This window comes from Streptomyces sp. NPDC046465 (genome assembly GCF_040646035.1).
In the GTDB taxonomy this organism is placed as follows: Bacteria; Actinomycetota; Actinomycetes; order Streptomycetales; family Streptomycetaceae; genus Streptomyces.
This window is the reverse complement of sequence record NZ_JBEYZK010000054.1, coordinates 1-16,744: the sequence shown is the minus strand read 5'-3', so window position 1 is coordinate 16,744 and position 16,744 is coordinate 1. Positions and strand designations below refer to the sequence as shown.

11 protein-coding genes and 1 pseudogene are annotated in these 16,744 nt (G+C 75.8%); 6 read left to right on the top strand and 6 right to left on the bottom strand.

The features are described 5' to 3' along the window. Positions 1 to 570: 570 nt before the first annotated feature. Together ABZ953_RS38770 and ABZ953_RS38765 are read right to left on the bottom strand one after the other, a co-directional pair. Entirely contained in the window at positions 571 to 2,268 is a 1,698-nt protein-coding gene (locus ABZ953_RS38770) for a cytochrome bc complex cytochrome b subunit (RefSeq protein ID WP_361734149.1), read from the bottom strand. Between the two features lie 408 nt (positions 2,269 to 2,676). Next, the gene (locus ABZ953_RS38765) at positions 2,677 to 4,215 is read right to left on the bottom strand and encodes an FAD-dependent monooxygenase (protein WP_361734147.1); all 1,539 of its coding nucleotides are present in this window, start codon (positions 4,213 to 4,215) and stop codon (positions 2,677 to 2,679) included. Between the two features lie 692 nt (positions 4,216 to 4,907). Here ABZ953_RS38765 and ABZ953_RS38760 point away from each other — a divergent pair. Beyond that, entirely contained in the window at positions 4,908 to 5,552 is a 645-nt protein-coding gene (locus tag ABZ953_RS38760; RefSeq protein ID WP_361734145.1) for a hypothetical protein, read from the top strand. A gap of 41 nt (positions 5,553 to 5,593) precedes the next feature. On the opposite strand, the gene ABZ953_RS38755 is transcribed toward ABZ953_RS38760, so the two are convergent. The 3 genes from ABZ953_RS38755 to ABZ953_RS38745 all read right to left on the bottom strand — a co-directional run bounded on the left by ABZ953_RS38755 (position 5,594) and on the right by ABZ953_RS38745 (position 10,367). After that, on the bottom strand, positions 5,594 to 6,919 hold the full coding sequence (locus tag ABZ953_RS38755) for an MFS transporter (RefSeq protein WP_361734153.1): 1,326 nt from the start codon (positions 6,917 to 6,919) through the stop codon (positions 5,594 to 5,596). 62 nt (positions 6,920 to 6,981) lie between these two features. Next, complete coding sequence (locus ABZ953_RS38750) at positions 6,982 to 9,000, bottom strand: PEP/pyruvate-binding domain-containing protein (RefSeq protein WP_361734143.1); 2,019 nt, start codon at positions 8,998 to 9,000, stop codon at positions 6,982 to 6,984. Further along, positions 8,997 to 10,367 carry an ATP-grasp domain-containing protein gene (locus ABZ953_RS38745; protein WP_361734141.1) on the bottom strand — a complete coding sequence of 457 codons (1,371 nt, stop codon included), beginning with the start codon at positions 10,365 to 10,367 and terminating at the stop codon, positions 8,997 to 8,999. Before ABZ953_RS38745 ends, ABZ953_RS38750 begins: the two co-directional genes overlap by 4 nt. A 368-nt stretch (positions 10,368 to 10,735) precedes the next feature. Here ABZ953_RS38745 and ABZ953_RS38740 point away from each other — a divergent pair, with 368 nt between their 5' ends. The 3 genes and pseudogenes from ABZ953_RS38740 to ABZ953_RS38730 all read left to right on the top strand — a co-directional run bounded on the left by ABZ953_RS38740 (position 10,736) and on the right by ABZ953_RS38730 (position 13,656). Next, complete coding sequence (locus ABZ953_RS38740; RefSeq protein WP_361734139.1) at positions 10,736 to 12,031, top strand: PAS domain-containing protein; 1,296 nt, start codon at positions 10,736 to 10,738, stop codon at positions 12,029 to 12,031. A gap of 136 nt (positions 12,032 to 12,167) precedes the next feature. After that, positions 12,168 to 13,056 (top strand): annotated as a pseudogene (locus ABZ953_RS38735) (Sir2 family NAD-dependent protein deacetylase); the annotation flags it as partial. Between the two features lie 378 nt (positions 13,057 to 13,434). Then, complete coding sequence (locus ABZ953_RS38730; protein WP_361734137.1) at positions 13,435 to 13,656, top strand: hypothetical protein; 222 nt, start codon at positions 13,435 to 13,437, stop codon at positions 13,654 to 13,656. Between the two features lie 198 nt (positions 13,657 to 13,854). On the opposite strand, the gene ABZ953_RS38725 is transcribed toward ABZ953_RS38730, so the two are convergent. Beyond that, positions 13,855 to 14,919, bottom strand: a complete 1,065-nt coding sequence (locus ABZ953_RS38725) for a polyprenyl synthetase family protein (protein ID WP_361734151.1) — start codon at positions 14,917 to 14,919, stop codon at positions 13,855 to 13,857. Positions 14,920 to 15,722: 803 nt separating this feature from the next. Between ABZ953_RS38725 and ABZ953_RS38720 the strand changes: the two genes are divergently transcribed. Both ABZ953_RS38720 and ABZ953_RS38715 read left to right on the top strand, forming a co-directional pair. Next, positions 15,723 to 16,349 (top strand): hypothetical protein, encoded by a 627-nt coding sequence (locus ABZ953_RS38720; protein WP_361734135.1) that lies wholly within the window; start codon positions 15,723 to 15,725, stop codon positions 16,347 to 16,349. Next, positions 16,346 to 16,552, top strand: coding sequence for a hypothetical protein (locus tag ABZ953_RS38715; protein WP_361734133.1), 207 nt, complete (start codon positions 16,346 to 16,348; stop codon positions 16,550 to 16,552). Before ABZ953_RS38720 ends, ABZ953_RS38715 begins: the two co-directional genes overlap by 4 nt. Positions 16,553 to 16,744 lie beyond the last annotated feature (192 nt).

Sequence of the window (16,744 nt, the reverse complement as noted above, 5' to 3'; positions counted from 1 at the left end):
GGGGTCGGGGCGGCGGGGGGGGGGGGGGCGGGGGGGGGGGTGGGGGGGGGGGGGGGGGGGGGCGCGGGGGGGGGGGGGGGGGGGGGGGGGTGGGGGGGGGGGGGGGGGGGGGGGGGGGGGCCGTCAGGCCGGCCGGCGGGACACCGGGGCCCTGACGCAACTCCCGTGCGGCCACGGGCCCCACGCTCGGCAAGGAGGGGGCACGGCTTTTGGGCAGGGGAGGTCTGCAGAAATAGTGACACGGGCCGGGCTCCACACCAAGAGCCCTTCAAAGTGACGTGGGTCACTCCAAGCGGAAGGGCGGGCGGCGCCCTCCCCCGGCCCGCGCCGGGGGCCCCGGCGCCGGTGGGCCGGGGCGGGCCGGGCGCGGCGGGGCGGGGATGCGGAAGTGGCCCGGGCCACCCCGGCGGCCCGGGGCGCCGGGGCGCGCGGGCCCGCCAACGCGCCCGGCGTGGCACGGGCGTTGGCGGGCGGCCGGGGCGGGGCGCACGAAGGCGGCGCGGGTGACCCGTCCCCTGGTCACCCGCGCCGCGGTCGGTGGCCCGGCCGGTGCGTGGCCGGGCGCCGGGGTCAGTGCGGCAGCTGGTCCGGCTCGCGGCCCTCGGCGGCGGGCAGGGCGGCCGGGGCGTGGCCGCCGGAGGCGGGGTCCAGGTGCTCCAGGGCCTGGCGCATCTCCTGCGGGCTGGGGTGGGGGATCTGCCCGCCGGAGAGCCAGCGGCTGAGGCGGTGGCGCAGCATCTGCGTGCGGGACCTGGGGTTGGGCACGCCCTGGTCGTCCTCGCGCAGCGGGGCGGGCAGCGGCTGGTGGATCTCGCGGGAGAGCAGCATGTACTCCTGCTCGCGCTCCAGGCGCTCGTGGACCTCGACGAACTCGCCGTGCGGCAGCCGCTTGATGCGGCCGGTCTCGCGGCCGTGCAGGAGCTTGTCGCGGTCGCGCAGCTGCAGGCCCAGGCAGATCCGCTTGGTGATGACGTAGGTCAGGGCCGGGATGACGAAGACGCCGACGCGCACGCCCCAGGTGATGGCGTTCATCGACAGGTGGAAGCGTTCGGCGAGGATGTCGTTGGCGCCGCCGAAGAACAGCACCAGGTAGAACGCGGCCAGGGAGCAGACGAACGCGGTGCGGGTGGGCTGTTCGCGCGGGCGGTCCAGCAGGTGGTGCTCCCGCTGGTCGCCGGTGATCCAGGCCTCGATGAACGGCCACAGGCAGGCGATGCCGATCAGCAGGGTGGGCAGCACGACGGCCGGGATGAGGACGCCCATGTTGACGGTGTAGCCGGCGACGGCGAACTCCCAGGCGGGGAAGGCGCGCAGGGCTCCTTCCAAAAAGCCCATGTACCAGTCGGGCTGGGAGCCCTGGGAGATCTGGTCGGGCCGGTAGGGGCCGTAGACCCAGACGGCGTTGATCTGGGCGATGCCCGCCATCAGCGACAGGACGCCGGAGACCAGGAAGAAGAAGCCGCCGGCCTTGGCCGCGTAGTGCGGCATCAGGGGCTGGCCGACCACGTTCTGCTGGTTGCGGCCGGGCCCGCGGAACTGGGTGTGCTTCTGGTAGATGACCAGGATCAGGTGGACGGTGACCAGCGCCAGCATGATGCCGGGCAGCAGCAGGATGTGGAAGCTGTAGAAGCGCGGGATGACGTCGGTGCTGGGGAACTCGCCGCCGAACAGGAACATCGTCAGGTAGGTGCCCACCAGCGGGATGGCGAGGGTGACGCCCTCGGCGATGCGCAGGCCGGTGCCCGAGAGGAGGTCGTCGGGCAGCGAGTAGCCCAAGAAGCCCTCCAGGGTGACCAGCACGAGCAGGACCACGCCGATCAGCCAGTTCAGCTCGCGCGGCTTGCGGAAGGAGCCGGTGAGGAAGTGCCGCAGGGTGTGCGCCATGGTCGCGGCGATCATGGTGAGCGCCGCCCAGTGGTGCAGCTGGCGGATGAACAGGCCGCCGCGCACCTCGAAGCTGATGCGCAGGGTGGAGGCGTAGGCCTCCGACATCTGCACGCCCTGCAGCGGGACGTGCGGGCCCTGGTAGACCGTCTCGCCCATGCTCGGGTTGAAGAACATGGTGAGGTAGAGCCCGGTGAGGATCAGGATGATGAAGCTGTAGAGCGCGATCTCGCCGAACATGAACGACCAGTGTTCGGGGAAGACCTTGCGCATCAGCGTGCGCCACTGGTAGATCCCGAGCCGTCCGTCCGCCCAGTCGGCGATGCGTTCGCCCTGCGGCGCCTTGGTCCGCTCCCGCTGCGGTGCATCTTCGGTGATGCTCATGCCCGCGCGCCCTCCCCTCGCCGCTCAGTCGTCACAGGCACACCCCGGCCGGCCGGTGCGCGGTCGGCGGTGGGGGCGGCCTGCAGCGGCGCAAACGGGCCCGTGCCCTGGAGCGGGAGGAACGCTATCGACTGCCCGGAGGGGCGGACAACCACGCTCGAGCCGGAGCCCGGCCCCAACTCCACTGGTTCTCGAGCGGAGTTCGAGCCCGTCGCGAGCACGGCTGGACGCGGGGCGCCCAACTGGGCTGAAACCACGGGGGTGTTGCCGTTGCGCGCCCGCCACGGGTCGCTCAAGTCGGCCTCTACAGCAGGCAGTTGCTGCGCTCTTGTCATGCCCGAACCCTATGTCCACGCCGTTCGCCGCTCGCGGGCGCCTCCCGCCTGGCGGGGGGCCACCGCCCGGGGGTCACCGCCGGGGGCGCTCCCGGGCCGCCGGCACGGCCGGCCACTGGGCCGAGGAGCCGGCGGGCCGCAGCCGGGCGGAGCCGGTGGCGACCCCGATGGCGGGCGCGGCCGGGGCCGGGGCCGGGGTGCGGCGGCGCGCGGAGGGGCCGTGGGTGCGGCTGGGCGGCGCGGCGGGGGCGGCGGGCTGGGGGTGCGGGGGGCGCGGGCGCGGGACGGCGGCCAGCGGGCCGGCCGCCTGGAGGCGGGCGAGCAGCTGGGTGGCCGCGTGCGGGTCGGTGGGGGCGGCGGCCGCGATCCGGGCCGTGTAGCGCCTTCCCAGGCGGGCGCGGAGGCCGGTGGGCGGGTCCTGGTCCAGGGTGGTGCGCAGGTGGCGGGTGCTGGACTGCCAGGCGGGGGCCAGGCGGTGGGCCAGCGCGCGGCGCAGCCGGTAGCCCAGGCCGACGGTGGTGCCGTGGCCGGCCAGGACGTGGTCCAGGACCAGGGCGCCCTGCACGGCCAGGGTCATGCCCGGGCCGTGGGCGGGGTCCAGGGTGGCCAGCGCGTCGCCGATGACCAGGAACTGGTCGGGCCAGCGGCGCAGTTTCTCGTAGTGGCGCCAGCGGTTCTCGGTGCGGGCGCAGGCGTAGAGGGGGCCCAGCGGGGTGGCGGCCTCGATGACGTCGCGCAGCAGCGGGTGGCGCAGGGCGCCGGCGGCGCGCAGCAGGGCGGCGTGGTCGGCGGGCGGGGGCTCGCCGGCGCCGGTGGCCAGCGTCACCGACCAGCGGCCGCCCTCGATGGGGTGGAGCAGGCCCTGGCGGGGGTTGTCGGGCGAGGCCATCAGGAGCAGCGCCTGCCAGTCGGCGACATGGCCCACGGGCGGGGCGAACACGGTGGAGACGTAGGTGGTGCGGGCCGCCGTGACGCTCTCGCGGGGCGGTGCGTAGCCCAGTTCGGCCAGCCAGTGCGGGGCGCGCGAGGCGGCCCCGGAGGCGTCCACCACGAAGTCGGCGGGGATCAGCCGGCGCGGGCCCCAGCCCTGGGGGGTGCCCCGGTCGCGGGCGCGGGCCCAGACGCCGGTGACGGTGTCGTTGCGGTCGGGCTGCAGGGCGACGACCTCGTGGGCGGGCAGGAAGCGCACCCGGGGGTCGGCGCGCAGCCGGTCGCGGATCACCGCGTCGATCAGGTCGCGGCCGGCGCTGAGCATCGTCAGGCCGGAGTCGAAGCGGGGCAGCCAGCCGTGCGGGCCCAGCAGCAGCAGGTCCTGGGGCAGGCGCAGGCGCACCGCCCCGGCCCGCCGCAGGTCCTCGGTGATGCCGGGGAAGAGCTGTTCCAGGCCCTGCTGGGCGGTGGCGGTCAGGCTGTGGGTGTGCCGGGCCTGGGGCACGCCGCGGCGCCGTCCGGGGCCGGGCGGCAGGCGGTCGCGTTCGATGACGGTGACCTGGTCCATGGAGTTGGCCAGGGCCCGTGCGGCGGTGAGCCCGGCCAGGCTCGAGCCGATCACCACGGCGTGGCCGCGGCCGGCGCCTGCGTGCGTGCCGACGCCGCGTGCGTGCGGACTCATCTGGGCCGCCCCTTCCGGTGCCTCTGTGGTTGCATCATGCGGCGTGCACCGCCCTGCGCGGCGGCCTTTGGCCAACTGCCCGTCCCGCCCCCGCGCCCGCCCCGCCGGCCTCCCACGCCCGCCCCCGGCCCCGGTTCCGGGCCCCGATGTGCCTGGTGGGGGCGGGTCCGCGGGCCGGTCCCGCGGGGTGGTGCGGCGCCGCCGGGCGGGCCGGGCGGCGGGGCGGGGTCGAGCGGCCCTCGAGGCGTTCGCGACGCGGGCTCCGGCGGACGTCGAGCGGGCGGCGGGGCGCGAACGGCGCGGCGTGCGGGCGCGGTTGTCCGCGGCCGGGGCTGCGGCACACGGCCGTGCCGGGGCGAACAGTACGCCGGTGGGCGGGAGTTGGCGGTGCGCGGTGGCCGGATAAGAGCGGGGGCGGCCCCGGCGGGGCGCCCCCGCCCCCTCCCCCGCGGGGCCGGTGCGGCGCGGCGGGCAACTCCCCGGCCGTACGGGGATGTTCGCGCCGCCGCCCCGCCGGGGGGCGGGGGTGCCTGCCGCGCGGCGCTGCGGGGCCGGGCCCGGAGGGGATAAGGGCGGGCGGTGCGGGCGGCGCATGGGGTACCTTGCGGCGGCCAGGCAGGCATGGACCTGACAGTTGACCGAGGTATGGTCCGCGCATCCTCGGGGTGCGCCGGGAGAAGGGCGGCGACGCCGTGAACAGATCCTCCTTCAGGGGCTCGGCGCGCGCCGCTCTGGCGGGCGGCGTGGCGCTGGCGTCGGCCGTGCTGGGCGCCACGGCGAGCGCGGCCGCCCCGGGCGATACCGGCGGCGCCGCGGCCCGCTCCGCCGCGCGGGCGGCTGATGCGGGCGGTGCGGGCGGCTGTCCCGTCGTGTACTTCGATCTGGGCGAGACGCTGGTGCACACCGCCGAGGACGGCAGCACCGGCTACCGGCCGGGCGCGGCCGCCTATCTGCGGGCGCTGCGGGCGCGGCACATCCGGATCGGTCTGATCACCAATGTGCCCTCGTCGTGGGGCGCGACGGACGCCGAGCGGGCCGCCCGGCTGCGCAGCGAGGTCGATGCCACCTGGCGGGGCGCCGCGCCGTTCGCCTGGGCGGACTTCGGCCGGCGGGTCCTGACGCCGCGCACCGAGGCGGAGCGCAAGCCGGCCCCCGCGCTGTGGCAGCGCGCGCGGGCCGGCTCGGGCGGCTGCCGGCTGGTCTACCAGGCGGAGACGGCCCAGGAGGTCGAGGTCGCCGCCTCGCTGGGCTATGTGCCCTACCAGGTGGCCCGCCCGCACCGGCCCGCCTACCTGCCCGTCGCGCTGGTCGAGCGCCTGGGCCGGCGCGCCCGCTGAGGCCACCGCGTCCGCTGAGGCCTTCGTGCGCGCTTGGGGTGTCAGCGGCCGCCCGCGCTCTGCCGGTTGCTGACGTCCGGCCGGCCGGCGGGGGCCTTGCCGGGGCGGTCCTGGCGCACCGCGCCGGCGCGCAGCAGGAGCTGGAAGGCGCCCAGCAGCAGGGCGGTGGCGAGCGCGCTGTGCCACAGCAGGGCGTCCAGGCGGCCGGCGGAGAGGTAGGCGCCCGCGGCGACGGCGGCCAGGGCGCACACCGCGCGGTCCACGATGCTCTCGATGGAGAGCAGGGTGGCGCGCGGGGCGTGGGCGGGCACCGCGTCGTTGATGAGTTTGCGCTGGACGGGATAGGCGAAGCCGGTGGCGGCGGCGAACAGGCACAGCAGCGCGATGACGGCCACCGGCCCGCCCAGGGTGATGGCCGCCAGGGTGGCGGCCAGGGCGAGGCTGAGCAGGGAGACCCAGGCGACCGGGGGCAGGCGGCGGCTGAGCCACTGGGGGCGGGCCGAGGCGACGGCCTCGGCCACCGTCATCGCGGCAAGCACGCCGCCGTGCGAGGACTGCGCGATGCCGTGCGCGAGCAGGATCGGCTGGAAGAGGTTGACCTGGCAGATGCGGGCGAGCGTGAACAGGGCCACGCCCTGCACCATCACCAGGGCCAGCCACCGTGAGGAGGCCACGCAGCGCAGCGCGGTGCCCGCGTCCCGCAGGAAGGCGCCGCCCCGGCGGGAGGCGCCCGCCCGCCCGGCGCCCCCGCCTGCCCGCTCCCCCGCCGCCGCGCCCGCCGCGCCCGCCGCGCCGGTGGGGGCTGTGGGGGTGTGCTGCGGGCCGGCCAGGCGGGGCAGGGCGAGGGCGCAGGCCAGGGAGGCGGCCGCGCTCAGCGCGCTGAGCAGGTAGGGGGCGGGGTGGGCGAGGGCCATCAGGGGGCCGACCAGGGGCCAGCACAGGACCTTCGCGGCCAGCCCCAGGGCCCGTGCGGTGCCCTCCGCCTTGAGGTAGTGCTCGCCGCTGCCTTCGGCGCGCAGCCCGTCGTAGAGGTAGGCGCTGGCCGCGCCGGAGGTCAGCGAGCGGCCCGCGGCGATGGCCAGGAAGTGCACCAGGAAGCCGGTGTAGGAGGCGCTGAGGACGGGGGCGAGGTTGGCCGCGGTCATCACCACCGCGCCGGCCCGCAGGCAGTTGCGGGTGCCGATCCGGTCGGCGATGAGCCCGGTGGGGATCTCGAACAGGCAGAACGCCACGTAGTAGATGCTCTGGATGCCGAAGATCTGGGCGTCGCTCAGTCCGGCGCTCTTCTGGTAGGCGTAGAAGACCGGCATCCACCACAGCAGGTTGAACAGCAGCTGGAAGCCGTAGTTGAGGCGGATGATGCGCACGGCGGTGGCGGTGGGGCCCGCGCCCGGGGGCCGGGCGGGGTGCGGGCGCTTGTATCGCGGGTTCACAGGGCGTAGGGGCGGATCTGGACCAGCCGGAAGTCGCCCTGCTCGGTCAGCAGCCACTCGATGTCCAGCGGCTTGTCGACGTCGGCGCCGCCGAAGTGCGAGCCGCTGAAGTGGGACTGCAGCAGCCGTCCGGTCAAGGACAGGTCGGCCAGGCGGGTGCGGGTGGCGGCGGGCAGCGGCCGGCCGAAGGAGCCCAGCGCGAGGGTGCGCCCGCCGCCCTCGACGGTGTTGTACAGGTACTGCTGGGGCAGCACCGAGCCGTCGACGACCTGTTCGGGCGAGCCGGGCGAGCAGTTGAGGTAGACGTTGCGGAAGTCCTCGCGGCGGGTGGGGTCGCAGGTCACCAGGACGCCGCCGAGGACGGCGGGCACGTACTCCTGGATGATCACGCCCATGTAGGTGTCGTCCAGGGAGATGCCGACCTGGTGGCGCAGGCGCACGCTGCGCGGGGAGAGCAGGGAGGCCCACACCTGGCGCACGGCGTCCAGGAGTTCGCCGGGGGAGTTCACGGCGGTGACGGAGTCGTAGACGCCCGCGGCGGAGAAGCCGGGCAGGTCCTCGGCGTTGGAGGAGGAGCGCACCACCAGGCGGCCGCCGGCGGCGGGGAAGGCCTGGCTGATCTGGCGGGTGACGGCGCCGGGCAGGGGGGTGTGCCGGATCAGGTGCTGCAGTTGCAGGCAGAGCGCGTCCAGGACGTCGCCGGCGTCGAGTTCCAGGGCCATCTTGAGTTTGCCGATGCCCTGCTGCAGGGGCGGGGAGGAGGCCAAGAAGTGCTGCTGGAGGGCGAAGGGCAGGGCGACGCCGTGCGGGGCGCCGACCGTGGCGGCCACGAAGCGGGCGGCTTCCGCGCTCAGTTCGCCCCGGGTGGGTGCGGGCAGGCCCAGCCGGGCGGCCAGGTGGGTGCGCAGGTCCGCGCGCGGGGGGCGGGGCCGGCCGTAGAAGGCGGTCAGGTCGGCGGTGCGGCTGTCCAGGACGTGGTGCAGTTCGCCGAGGTTGGCAGCCTTGGTGCCGTAGCGGTCGCGGTCGGCGCTGCGCAGCCGGTCCAGGGCGAGCACGGGGGCGTCCTGGAGCAGCGGCGGCTCCAGGCGGATGCGCTGCTGGTGCCAGGCGGGGGCGCGCAGGTCGGGTGCCTGTGCCAGGCGTTCCAGGACGATGTCGTCCTCGCGCACCCGGTAGCGCACCCAGGCGCCGTTCAGGGCGCGGTCCTGGGCCAGGAGGTCCTCCAGGTCGCGCACGATGGCGTTGGGGATGCCCCAGCCCGAGGCCAGGACGTTGGTGTGGGAGAGCGGGGTGATGGGCGCGGTGTTGAGGAATCCGGCCACCCGGGGCACGTCGTCGGGCAGGCACGGCATGGCCACGATGTCCGCCCAGCCCAGGGTGTGCTCGGCGGCGGCGTACTCCTCGGGGGTGGCGAAGTGGCGCAGCCGGCCGGTGGCCTCGCCGGGGTTGAGCGGGGTGCGGGCGCGGGTGCCGAACAGTTCGTGGCCCGAGATGCGCGGCACGCGCTGTTCGCTGATGGCCGCCAGTTCCTCCTCCTGGCCGTGGTTGGCGGGCTTGAGGAGCAGCGGCAGGCGGCCGTCGACGCGGTCGCGGACGAACGCGTAGAAGAAGGCGAGGAGCTCGCCGTGCATGGTGTCGGCTTCGGTGGTCTCCAGGACGAGGAAGGTGCGTTCGCGGCCCTCGCCGTCCTGGTCGGTGTGCAGGGAGAGCACGCCGAGCAGGAAGCGGCGCTGGGGGTCCGTGTAGACGGAGGCGTTGAAGGCGTCCAGGCCGGCGTCGAGGGCGGCGAGGTCCATGCCCAGGATGCGGGTGGCGATGTAGTTGACGTGGAAGGGGTGGGCGGCGGTGTCCAGGAGGTGCCAGGTGTGGGCGGTGCGGTCGACGACGACCTTGAGGTAGGGGTGGCCGGCCAGGACGCCGGAGAGGGTGCGAAAGAGCGGCAGGGAGAGGTTCTCGCCCCGCACGGTGCGGTCGGTGGCCGGCTGGGGGGCGCCGGTGAGCGGGGGGGCACTCATCGGCGGGCCTCCTGGGGGCGGGCGGCGGGCAGGGCCGCGGGCAGGGCGGTGATCAGGGTGTCGAAGTCGCGCAGCACGCTGTGGGGGTCGGGGGCGGACAGCAGGCACAGGGCGGCCATGGTGTTGGCGCCGGCGGCCGGGTCGTAGACGGGCACCAGGCTGCCGTCGGGCAGGGAGCTCTCGGCGACCGCGCTGAGCGTGCTGTGCGGGCCCAGCGGGATGCGGGCGGCGGCGGAAAAGTCCCAGGTCCGGCGGTCGGGCCAGGCCCGGCCGGCGGCGTCGACGGCCAGGACGACCAGGGAGCCGGCCGCGCCGCGGGCCTGGGCGGGGCCCAGGGCGTGGGCGGGCCAGGCGACGGGGCGGCCCAGGAGGTGGTCGATGAGCATGCCCACGAGGTCGAGGCCGAAGACCTCCTGGACCTGCGGCACGGTCATCGCGCCGCCGAACCGGGCGGCGGTCTCGATCAGCCACATCCGGCCGTCCGCACCGAGTTTGATCTCGGTGTGGGTGCCGCAGTCGCGCAGGCCCAGGGCGTTGACGGAGCGCCGGGCCAGGGCCACGATCCGGTCCTGGGCGGCGGGCGGCAGCTGGGCGGGGGTGATGCTGGCGCGTTCGGTGAAGGGGGCGACGGTGGGCATCCGGCCGCTGAGGCAGACGGGGTGGAAGGTGCCGTCGGCGACGACGCCCTCGACGCTGACGTAGTCGCCCCAGCCCTCCTGGGTGAACCAGGGCGCGGCGGTGCCGGTGACGATCTCCTCGACGACGAAGTCCGCCTGGGCCCGGGCGACATGCAGCTCGGCGAAGCCCAGCCGGGCGGATTCGGCCATCACCCGCACCGAACGGTGCCAGGCGGCGGACACCTCGCGGGGGGTGCCGATGATCTGGTGGGCGGTGGAGCCCGCGCTCCAGGCCGCCTTGAGCAGCAGCGGGAAGGACAGTTCGGCGGCGGCCGCGTGCAGGTCGGCCTCGGTGGCCAGGGGGCGGAACGCGGGCTGGGGCAGGCCGTGCTCCTGCCAGGTGCGGCGCATCAGGCGCTTGTCGCGGGCCAGCGCGGCGGCGCGGCCCGCGCCGGGCAGGCCCAGTTCCCCGCACGCCTCGGCGACGGCCACCACCGCGTACTCGGAGAAGGTGAGCACCGCGTCCGCGCCCACCGCCCGGGCGTGTGCGGTGATCAGGGAGACCAGGTCGCGGCGCTGGGCGGCGGTGGGGGTGAGCACCGAGGCGCACAGGCGCCGCGCGGTGCCGGTCGTGGCGGGCGGGAGCGCGCTGAGCGCCAGCAGGTGCACCTGCGCCTTCGCGGCCGCCCGGGACAGGACGTGACCGAGCGGCGGGCCACCCTTGGCATGCACCAACAGCACTGTGCTCACTGAAGTTCGTCTCCATTCGTCCGCATCGGACTGCGCCCCCGTACGGGCCGGCCGGCCGCGCGCCGGGCGCGCGGATCACCGGAGGTCGGTTGCGGGGCGTGGTCACCCGCACACTCAAGGGGACCAGGCGGCAGGCGCCTGCCGGACCGGCGGGCCGCCCTGCCGGTCAGGCAAATGCCTGAGTCGCACGCCGGACACGTCCCCGCCGGGGACGTCTCCGGGGGCGTGCGGGAGGCCCGCGCGGGGCGCCAAGGGGGCGGGGCGGGGCGGCACTTCGGCGCGGAGGCGGGCATGCGCGGGAGCGGGACGGGATACGCATCGCGTGGTGACGTTGCGTCAACTGGCCGTATACGGACGGAGAGAGCGCTGTGGACGATTCCAGTCTCAAGGAACTGCTCGAGGACCTGCCGGTGTTCTGGTGGGAGGTGGACCAGCCCTGGCAGGTGCGTGAGCGCGGCGGCGGCGCCTTCGCCGACACCGGCACCGCGCAGCGCTTCCTGGAGCGCCTGCACCAGGAGTTCACGGGGGCGGGGCCCGCGCCCCGGGCCGGCCGCTGGCAGGCCCGTTTCGACGGCCGCACCTTCGATGTGAGCTGGCCCCAGGGCGCCGGCCGCGCCCCGCGCCGCACGCACGGCCTGGCGGTGGAGGTCGCCTCCCGCCCCCACGGGCCGCGCCGCTACGCCGCCTTCGCCGACCTCGCCGACCTGGCGCCGGCCGCCGCCTTCATCCGCGACGGGCAGGGCCGCTACCTGTGGGCCAACCACGCCTACGCGCACCTGTACAACACCACCGCGCAGGACCTGACGGGCAAGCGGATCGAGGACTTCGACGCCCCGGCCGAGGCCGCCCGGTTCCGCGCGCTGGACCAGGAGATCCTGCGCCGGGGCACGCCGGTGCGCCACACCCTGGGCTACCGGCGCCCCGACGGCAGCGCCGGGCGGGCGGTCGGCCACCGCTTCGCGGTGCGCGAGAACGCCCAGACCTGTGTCGCGGGGATCTATGTGGACATCACCGACCACCTGCGGGCCCTGGTCCAGCGCCAGGAGGCCGAGGAGAGCCTGCGGGCGCTGCGCGATCACAGCGGGCTGCCCTGCGCGCTGCTCTCGGTCGGCGGCCGGGTGCTGGAGGCGAGCGCGGCGGCCGCCGAGCTGGTCGGCCTGGGCCTGCCCGACCTGGTGGGGCGCCGCGCGCACAGCCTGCTGGCGCCCGCCTGCGGCCTGGAGGGGCTGGCTGGCCGGTGGCGGGGGCTGATAGCCCGCCGCACCCGACGGGTGGAGACCTCCGCGGTGCTCCTGGACGCCCAGGGCCGCCAGCGCCGCGCCCGCCTGCACCTGAGCACGGTCGGCTCCGCCGCGGGCAGGGCCCGGCGCGTGTGGGCCGTCGTCACCCACCAGGGGCTGGCCCACGAGGCCCATCCCCCGCTGACCGCCGCGCAGATCCGCATCCTGTGCCTGCTGGCGCAGGGCAGCAGCAACAGCGACATCGCCGCCTCACTGAAGCTCTCGCGCCAGACGCTCGACTACCACCTGGCCCGCCTGCGCCAGCTGCTGGGCGCCGCGAGCCGCCCCGCCCTCGTCGCCCGCGCCTACGTCCTGGGCATCCTGGCCCCCCGCGCCTGGCCGCCGCGCTCGGCCACCGCCGCCCACCCGCTCAGCACCGCCTGAGGCCCCGCCCCCGCCCGCCCCGGCCCGCACCGGCGGCCGGCCGGTGCGGGCGGGCGGTGCGGGCGGGCGGTGCGGCCGGCCGGTGCAGGCGGGGGCCGGGGTGCCTAAGCCGGCGGGCATGCGGATGCGGATGCGGATGCGGATGCGGCCCACGCCGACCTGGGAGCCCGGGGACGGCCGGGACGCCGTGCTGCCGGCCTGCGGCGAGGTGACGGCCCTCGTCGCCGCGGTGCGCGCGGGCGGCGTCGTCGTGCTCAGCGGGGCGGGCCTGTCCGCGGAGTCCGGCATCCCCGACTACCGCGGGGCCCGGGGCTCCCTGCGCCGTCACCACGTGCCCAGGACGCTCCAGGAGTTCACCGCGGACGCGCAGGCCCGCCGGCGGTACTGGGCGCGCAGCCGGCTGGGCCGGCGGGCGATGGCGGGCGCCCGGCCCCACACCGGCCACCGGGCGGTCGCCGCGCCGGCCGCGGCGGGCCTGGTCACCGGCGTGATCACCCAGAACGCCGACGGGCTGCAGCAGGCCGCGGGCGCCCGGGAGGTCATCGAACTCCACGGCAGCCTGAGCCGGACCGTCTGCCTGGACTGCGGGCACAGAGGCGGGCGCGCCGAGCCCGATGAGCGGCTGCGCCGGGCCAACCCGCACGTCGAGGCCCGCGCCGCCCGCCACCGCGCGGCCCGCCGCAACCCCGACGGCGGCATCGGGCTGCCCCCGGCGGCCACCGAGGCGTTCGCGGTGGTGGCGTGCGCGGCCTGCACCACCGGGGTCCTCAAGCCGGACGTGGTCTTCTTCGGCGAGAACGTGCCCCCCGAGCGGGTGGCGGCCGGCCGGCGCCGCGTCGAGGAGGCCGCCGCGCTGCTCGTCCGCGCTGCTCGTGCTCGGCTCGTCCCTGACCGTCCTGTCCGGCCTGCGCTTCGTGCGCCGGGCCGCCCGGGCCCGCACCCCGGTACTGCTCGTCAACCAGGGCCCCACCCGCGGCGACCGCTGGGCCGAGCACCGGATCGGCCTCCCGCTGGGGCGGGCCCTGAGAGCCTGTGTCCTATCCCCGGTCGGATCAGCGGGCGGCGTCTGGCGCGTGCGATCGCAAGGCGCCGGGAAGTCCTCGATGGGGGTCCCCCCCCCGGGCCCTAAAGGCCTGGGGGCGGAGCTACTAGGGCTTTTCGGCAACGCGGCGAGCGTGCGTGCCAGACACCGCCCGCCCGGCCGGGGATAGGACACAGGCCCTGAGCGACGGCGTGGCCCGCACCCTCCCCTGAGCCCCCCGGCGCCGGCGGGCGGCAGCCGGGAAGGGGGGCTCGGGCAGGGCGGCGGGAAGCGCACGCGCGGGCGACCGGCTGGACATCCCCGCCGGGCCTCTGGCAGGGTCGCCCGTCCGTTCCCCCCCCATGGCGAAGGGAGAGCCGCGGTGATCGAAGTGAACACGCGCAGCGTCAAGGAAGCAGCGGCGGCCGAGCAGTTGCGTGCGGACACCACGACCCTGGACATCCCCAGGGGTTTCGACCTGTGGACGGCCGAGGAGGTCGCCCAGTGGCTGGAGGGCGTCGAGGACGATCCGGCCGTCTCCGACGCCGACTTCTACGCGGCCCAGCAGGCGGTACGCCAGGCCCTCGGCGTCGAGGACACCTGACCCGGCCCCGGACGCCTGCCCCGGACCCGGGCACCTGACCCGGACCCGGCCGGGGGCGCCGGGCCGCCCTGAGCCCCCGTCAGCCGCCGCAGCCGCCGCAGCCGCCGCGTGCACGAAGGCACGCAGTACCGCCCCGGCCCGCTCCCCCGCCCCCCGCTCCGGGCGGGGCGCCGGGGCGGGGGCGGGGGCGGGGGCCGGTCAGGCCGTGCGGTAGGCGACCCGGTGGGCCATGGCGGTCAGTTCGGCGCGCCACACCGGGTCGATGGGGGTGTCGGCCAGGGCCGCGCAGCCCTGCTCGACGAGGCCGGTGATGTGTTTCTCGATGTCGTCGGGGACCCCGGTGTCCACCAGGCGGCGGCGGACCTCCCCCGGGGTGTGGCCGGGGGTGGTGATCAGGCTGTGGATGTGTGCGTCGCGCTGCATCGCCCAGCCCAGGAGCAGGGTCATCTTGTGCTGGCTGAAGTCCAGGCCGGCGGGCTTGCCGGTGGCCGCGGAGTCGCCGAAGGCGTCCAGCAGGTCGTCGCGGAGCTGGAAGGCCTCGCCCACCGCCTCGCCGTACTTCTCGAAGGCGGGGGCCAGGTCGGGCCGTCCGGCCGCGGCGGCCCCGACGGCCAGCGGCCGGTGGATGGTGTAGTGGCCGGACTTGGCCAGCGCGATCCAGCGGGAGAGCTGGGGGTCGACGGAGAACTCGGCGGCCGCGCTCATGTCCATGTACTGGCCAATCATCAGCTCCGAGCGCAGCCGGTTCCAGACCGGGACGACCGCCGCGGGCGCGTGGGCCATCAGCTGCTCGGAGTAGACCAGGGCCAGGTCGCCGACGAGGAGGGCCACGCCCTCGCCGAACCGGCGGGCCTCGCCCTGCCAGGCGTGGCGGGCGTGCAGGGCGGAGTGGTGGGCGTGGACGGTGGGCAGCCCGCGCCGGTGGCTGGAGGCGTCGATGATGTCGTCGTGGATGAGGGCCGAGGCGTGCAGCATCTCCAGGGCGGCGGCGGCCGTCACGACGCCGGGCTCGGCGGGGTCGCCGTCGGCGGCCAGATAGCCGGCGATGCAGAAGGCGGGCCGGATGCGTTTGCCGCCCGCCGCGACCAGTTCGCTCAGCGCGTCGACGGCGCCGACCGCCCGCTTGTCCACCGCGGTCCATAATTCGTGTTCGGCCGAAAGGAATGTGCGCAGATGCTGTTCCATTTGCTGCAGCAGCTCCCCGCTGGTGCGGCGCGCGGTTTCTGCTAATTCCTGGTCCGTATCGAGACAGGTCATTTCCATGGCCACAGCCTTTTCCTTGTGTTGGGGGTGAACTGTGCGGCGGCGGGTCACCGGGGGGCGGCAGGGGGGTGCCGCCGTTTCGGCAGGGGCCGGCCGCTTGGGCGGCAGGGGGTGGGGAGGGCGCCGCCGGGCGCGGGGGGCGCGGCGGCGGCGGGCCGGGGCCGGCCGCGCGGGGCGGCGCGAAGGCCCCGGCCCGGCGCAGGGGGGAGGGAACGTGCTGGTGGCGGGCGTGCCCGGCGGGGGGGCGGGGGGGGCGCGGGGGCCGGGGCGGGACCTCTGGCGGGCGGGTGCGGGACGGGCGGGGCGGTCCGGGGCAAGCGGGGCGGGGCCGGGGGCCGGGGCCGTGCGACAGCGTTGTCGCCGCGTCCGGCGGACACGGCCGGACCTGAAGAAACCTGGAGTTCCCCTGCAGGAAAGAGGAATCTAGAGTTCCCCTTTAGGGCGGATCGATTACGAAAAGAATAATTTAACGCCGCTGGAATACCGCTCTCTTCCCGCTGGGATGCACGTTGACACCCCCCGACCGCTCGTGGAACTCTCCGATGTGCGCCCATGGCTGCGGCTGGGCAGCGGTGGGGATCTGGGCGACAACCGGGGGGACGGAAGCGTATGACCGCCGTATTAGGCGAGCACATCAGGGCCCGTACTGGCCGGGCCGTATTCCTTTCTCCTGCCGGAATCTCCTGAACCGGAACGTCCTGTCATCGCGACGGGCCATCGATCCAGCATTCACTGCAGCGACCGGTCCGGTGTTCTTTCCGTCCGGCCGGCCGCGGGGCGCGTCAGCTCATGAAGGAGATTCAATGGAGTTTCACTCATGCCCCAGGAACCATGCCCAGGAAATCCGTGCCGCCGCCGGCTCCGTCCTCTGCGCCCCCTGCGTCGAGCAGCTCGAACGCACGCTGCACACCCTCCCCGGTCTGCACCAGGAGGGGCTGCACCACATTCTGTCGACGTCCCGGCGCAGGAACCCGACAAAGGTGTCGGGCAGCCGTAAGCGGGATCACCTGAATATTTCCGCACTCGATGCCAGGAACAATATTCTCGCCATCCTGGAGTCATGGGCCGGGTATGTCGTGGAGAAGTCCGGGGCAAGCGTCCCCGGCCGCTCCGTACCGCACCTCGCGTGCTTTTTGATCCGCCATCTGGAGTGGCTCACCGCCCAGCCCCCTGCCGTTGAATTCGCCGATGAAGTCGAAAGCCTCCAGGTGGAATCGCTGCGGGCGATCGACCCGGAACCCGACGATCAGCATGCGCCCGTCATCGGGTGCGTGGTGGACGACTGCCCCGGGACGATCAACGCGTCGCCGCCGGGCGCCGGGAGCGCGGTCCGGGGCAGCGTCAGCTGTACGTCAGGACATTCATGGGAAATGCGCGAATTGCTCACCATCCGGCACCTCATGGACCGGCAACGGAAGGACGCCGCATGAACAGACCGCCGCGCCACAGGCTTGTGCCCACGAATGTGGCCGCGCTGGCCACGGGTGTCTCCGAAGCGACCATCCGCAAGTGGGTGAGCCGGGGCAAGATAACCCGCTACGGCTCCCCGGGACGCTCCCAGTTCGACATAGAAGAGCTCACCGAGATCGCGCTGCGGCGCCAGCCGGCCGCCGCGCCCGGCGCGCGTCCCTGACCGGCTCCGCGCGCGCCTGGCCTCAGCGGTGCGCCCTTCGCCGTGCTCCGGCCGCCGCCGGCCGTCCCCCCGCACCCGGGGGGGATGGCCGGCGGCGGCCGGCGGCGTGCCGGGGGCGGCGGGCGCCCCGGGGGCGGCGGGGGGGTGGGGGGGGGCGGGGGGCGGGGGGGGGGGGCCGGGGGCCGCGCGGGC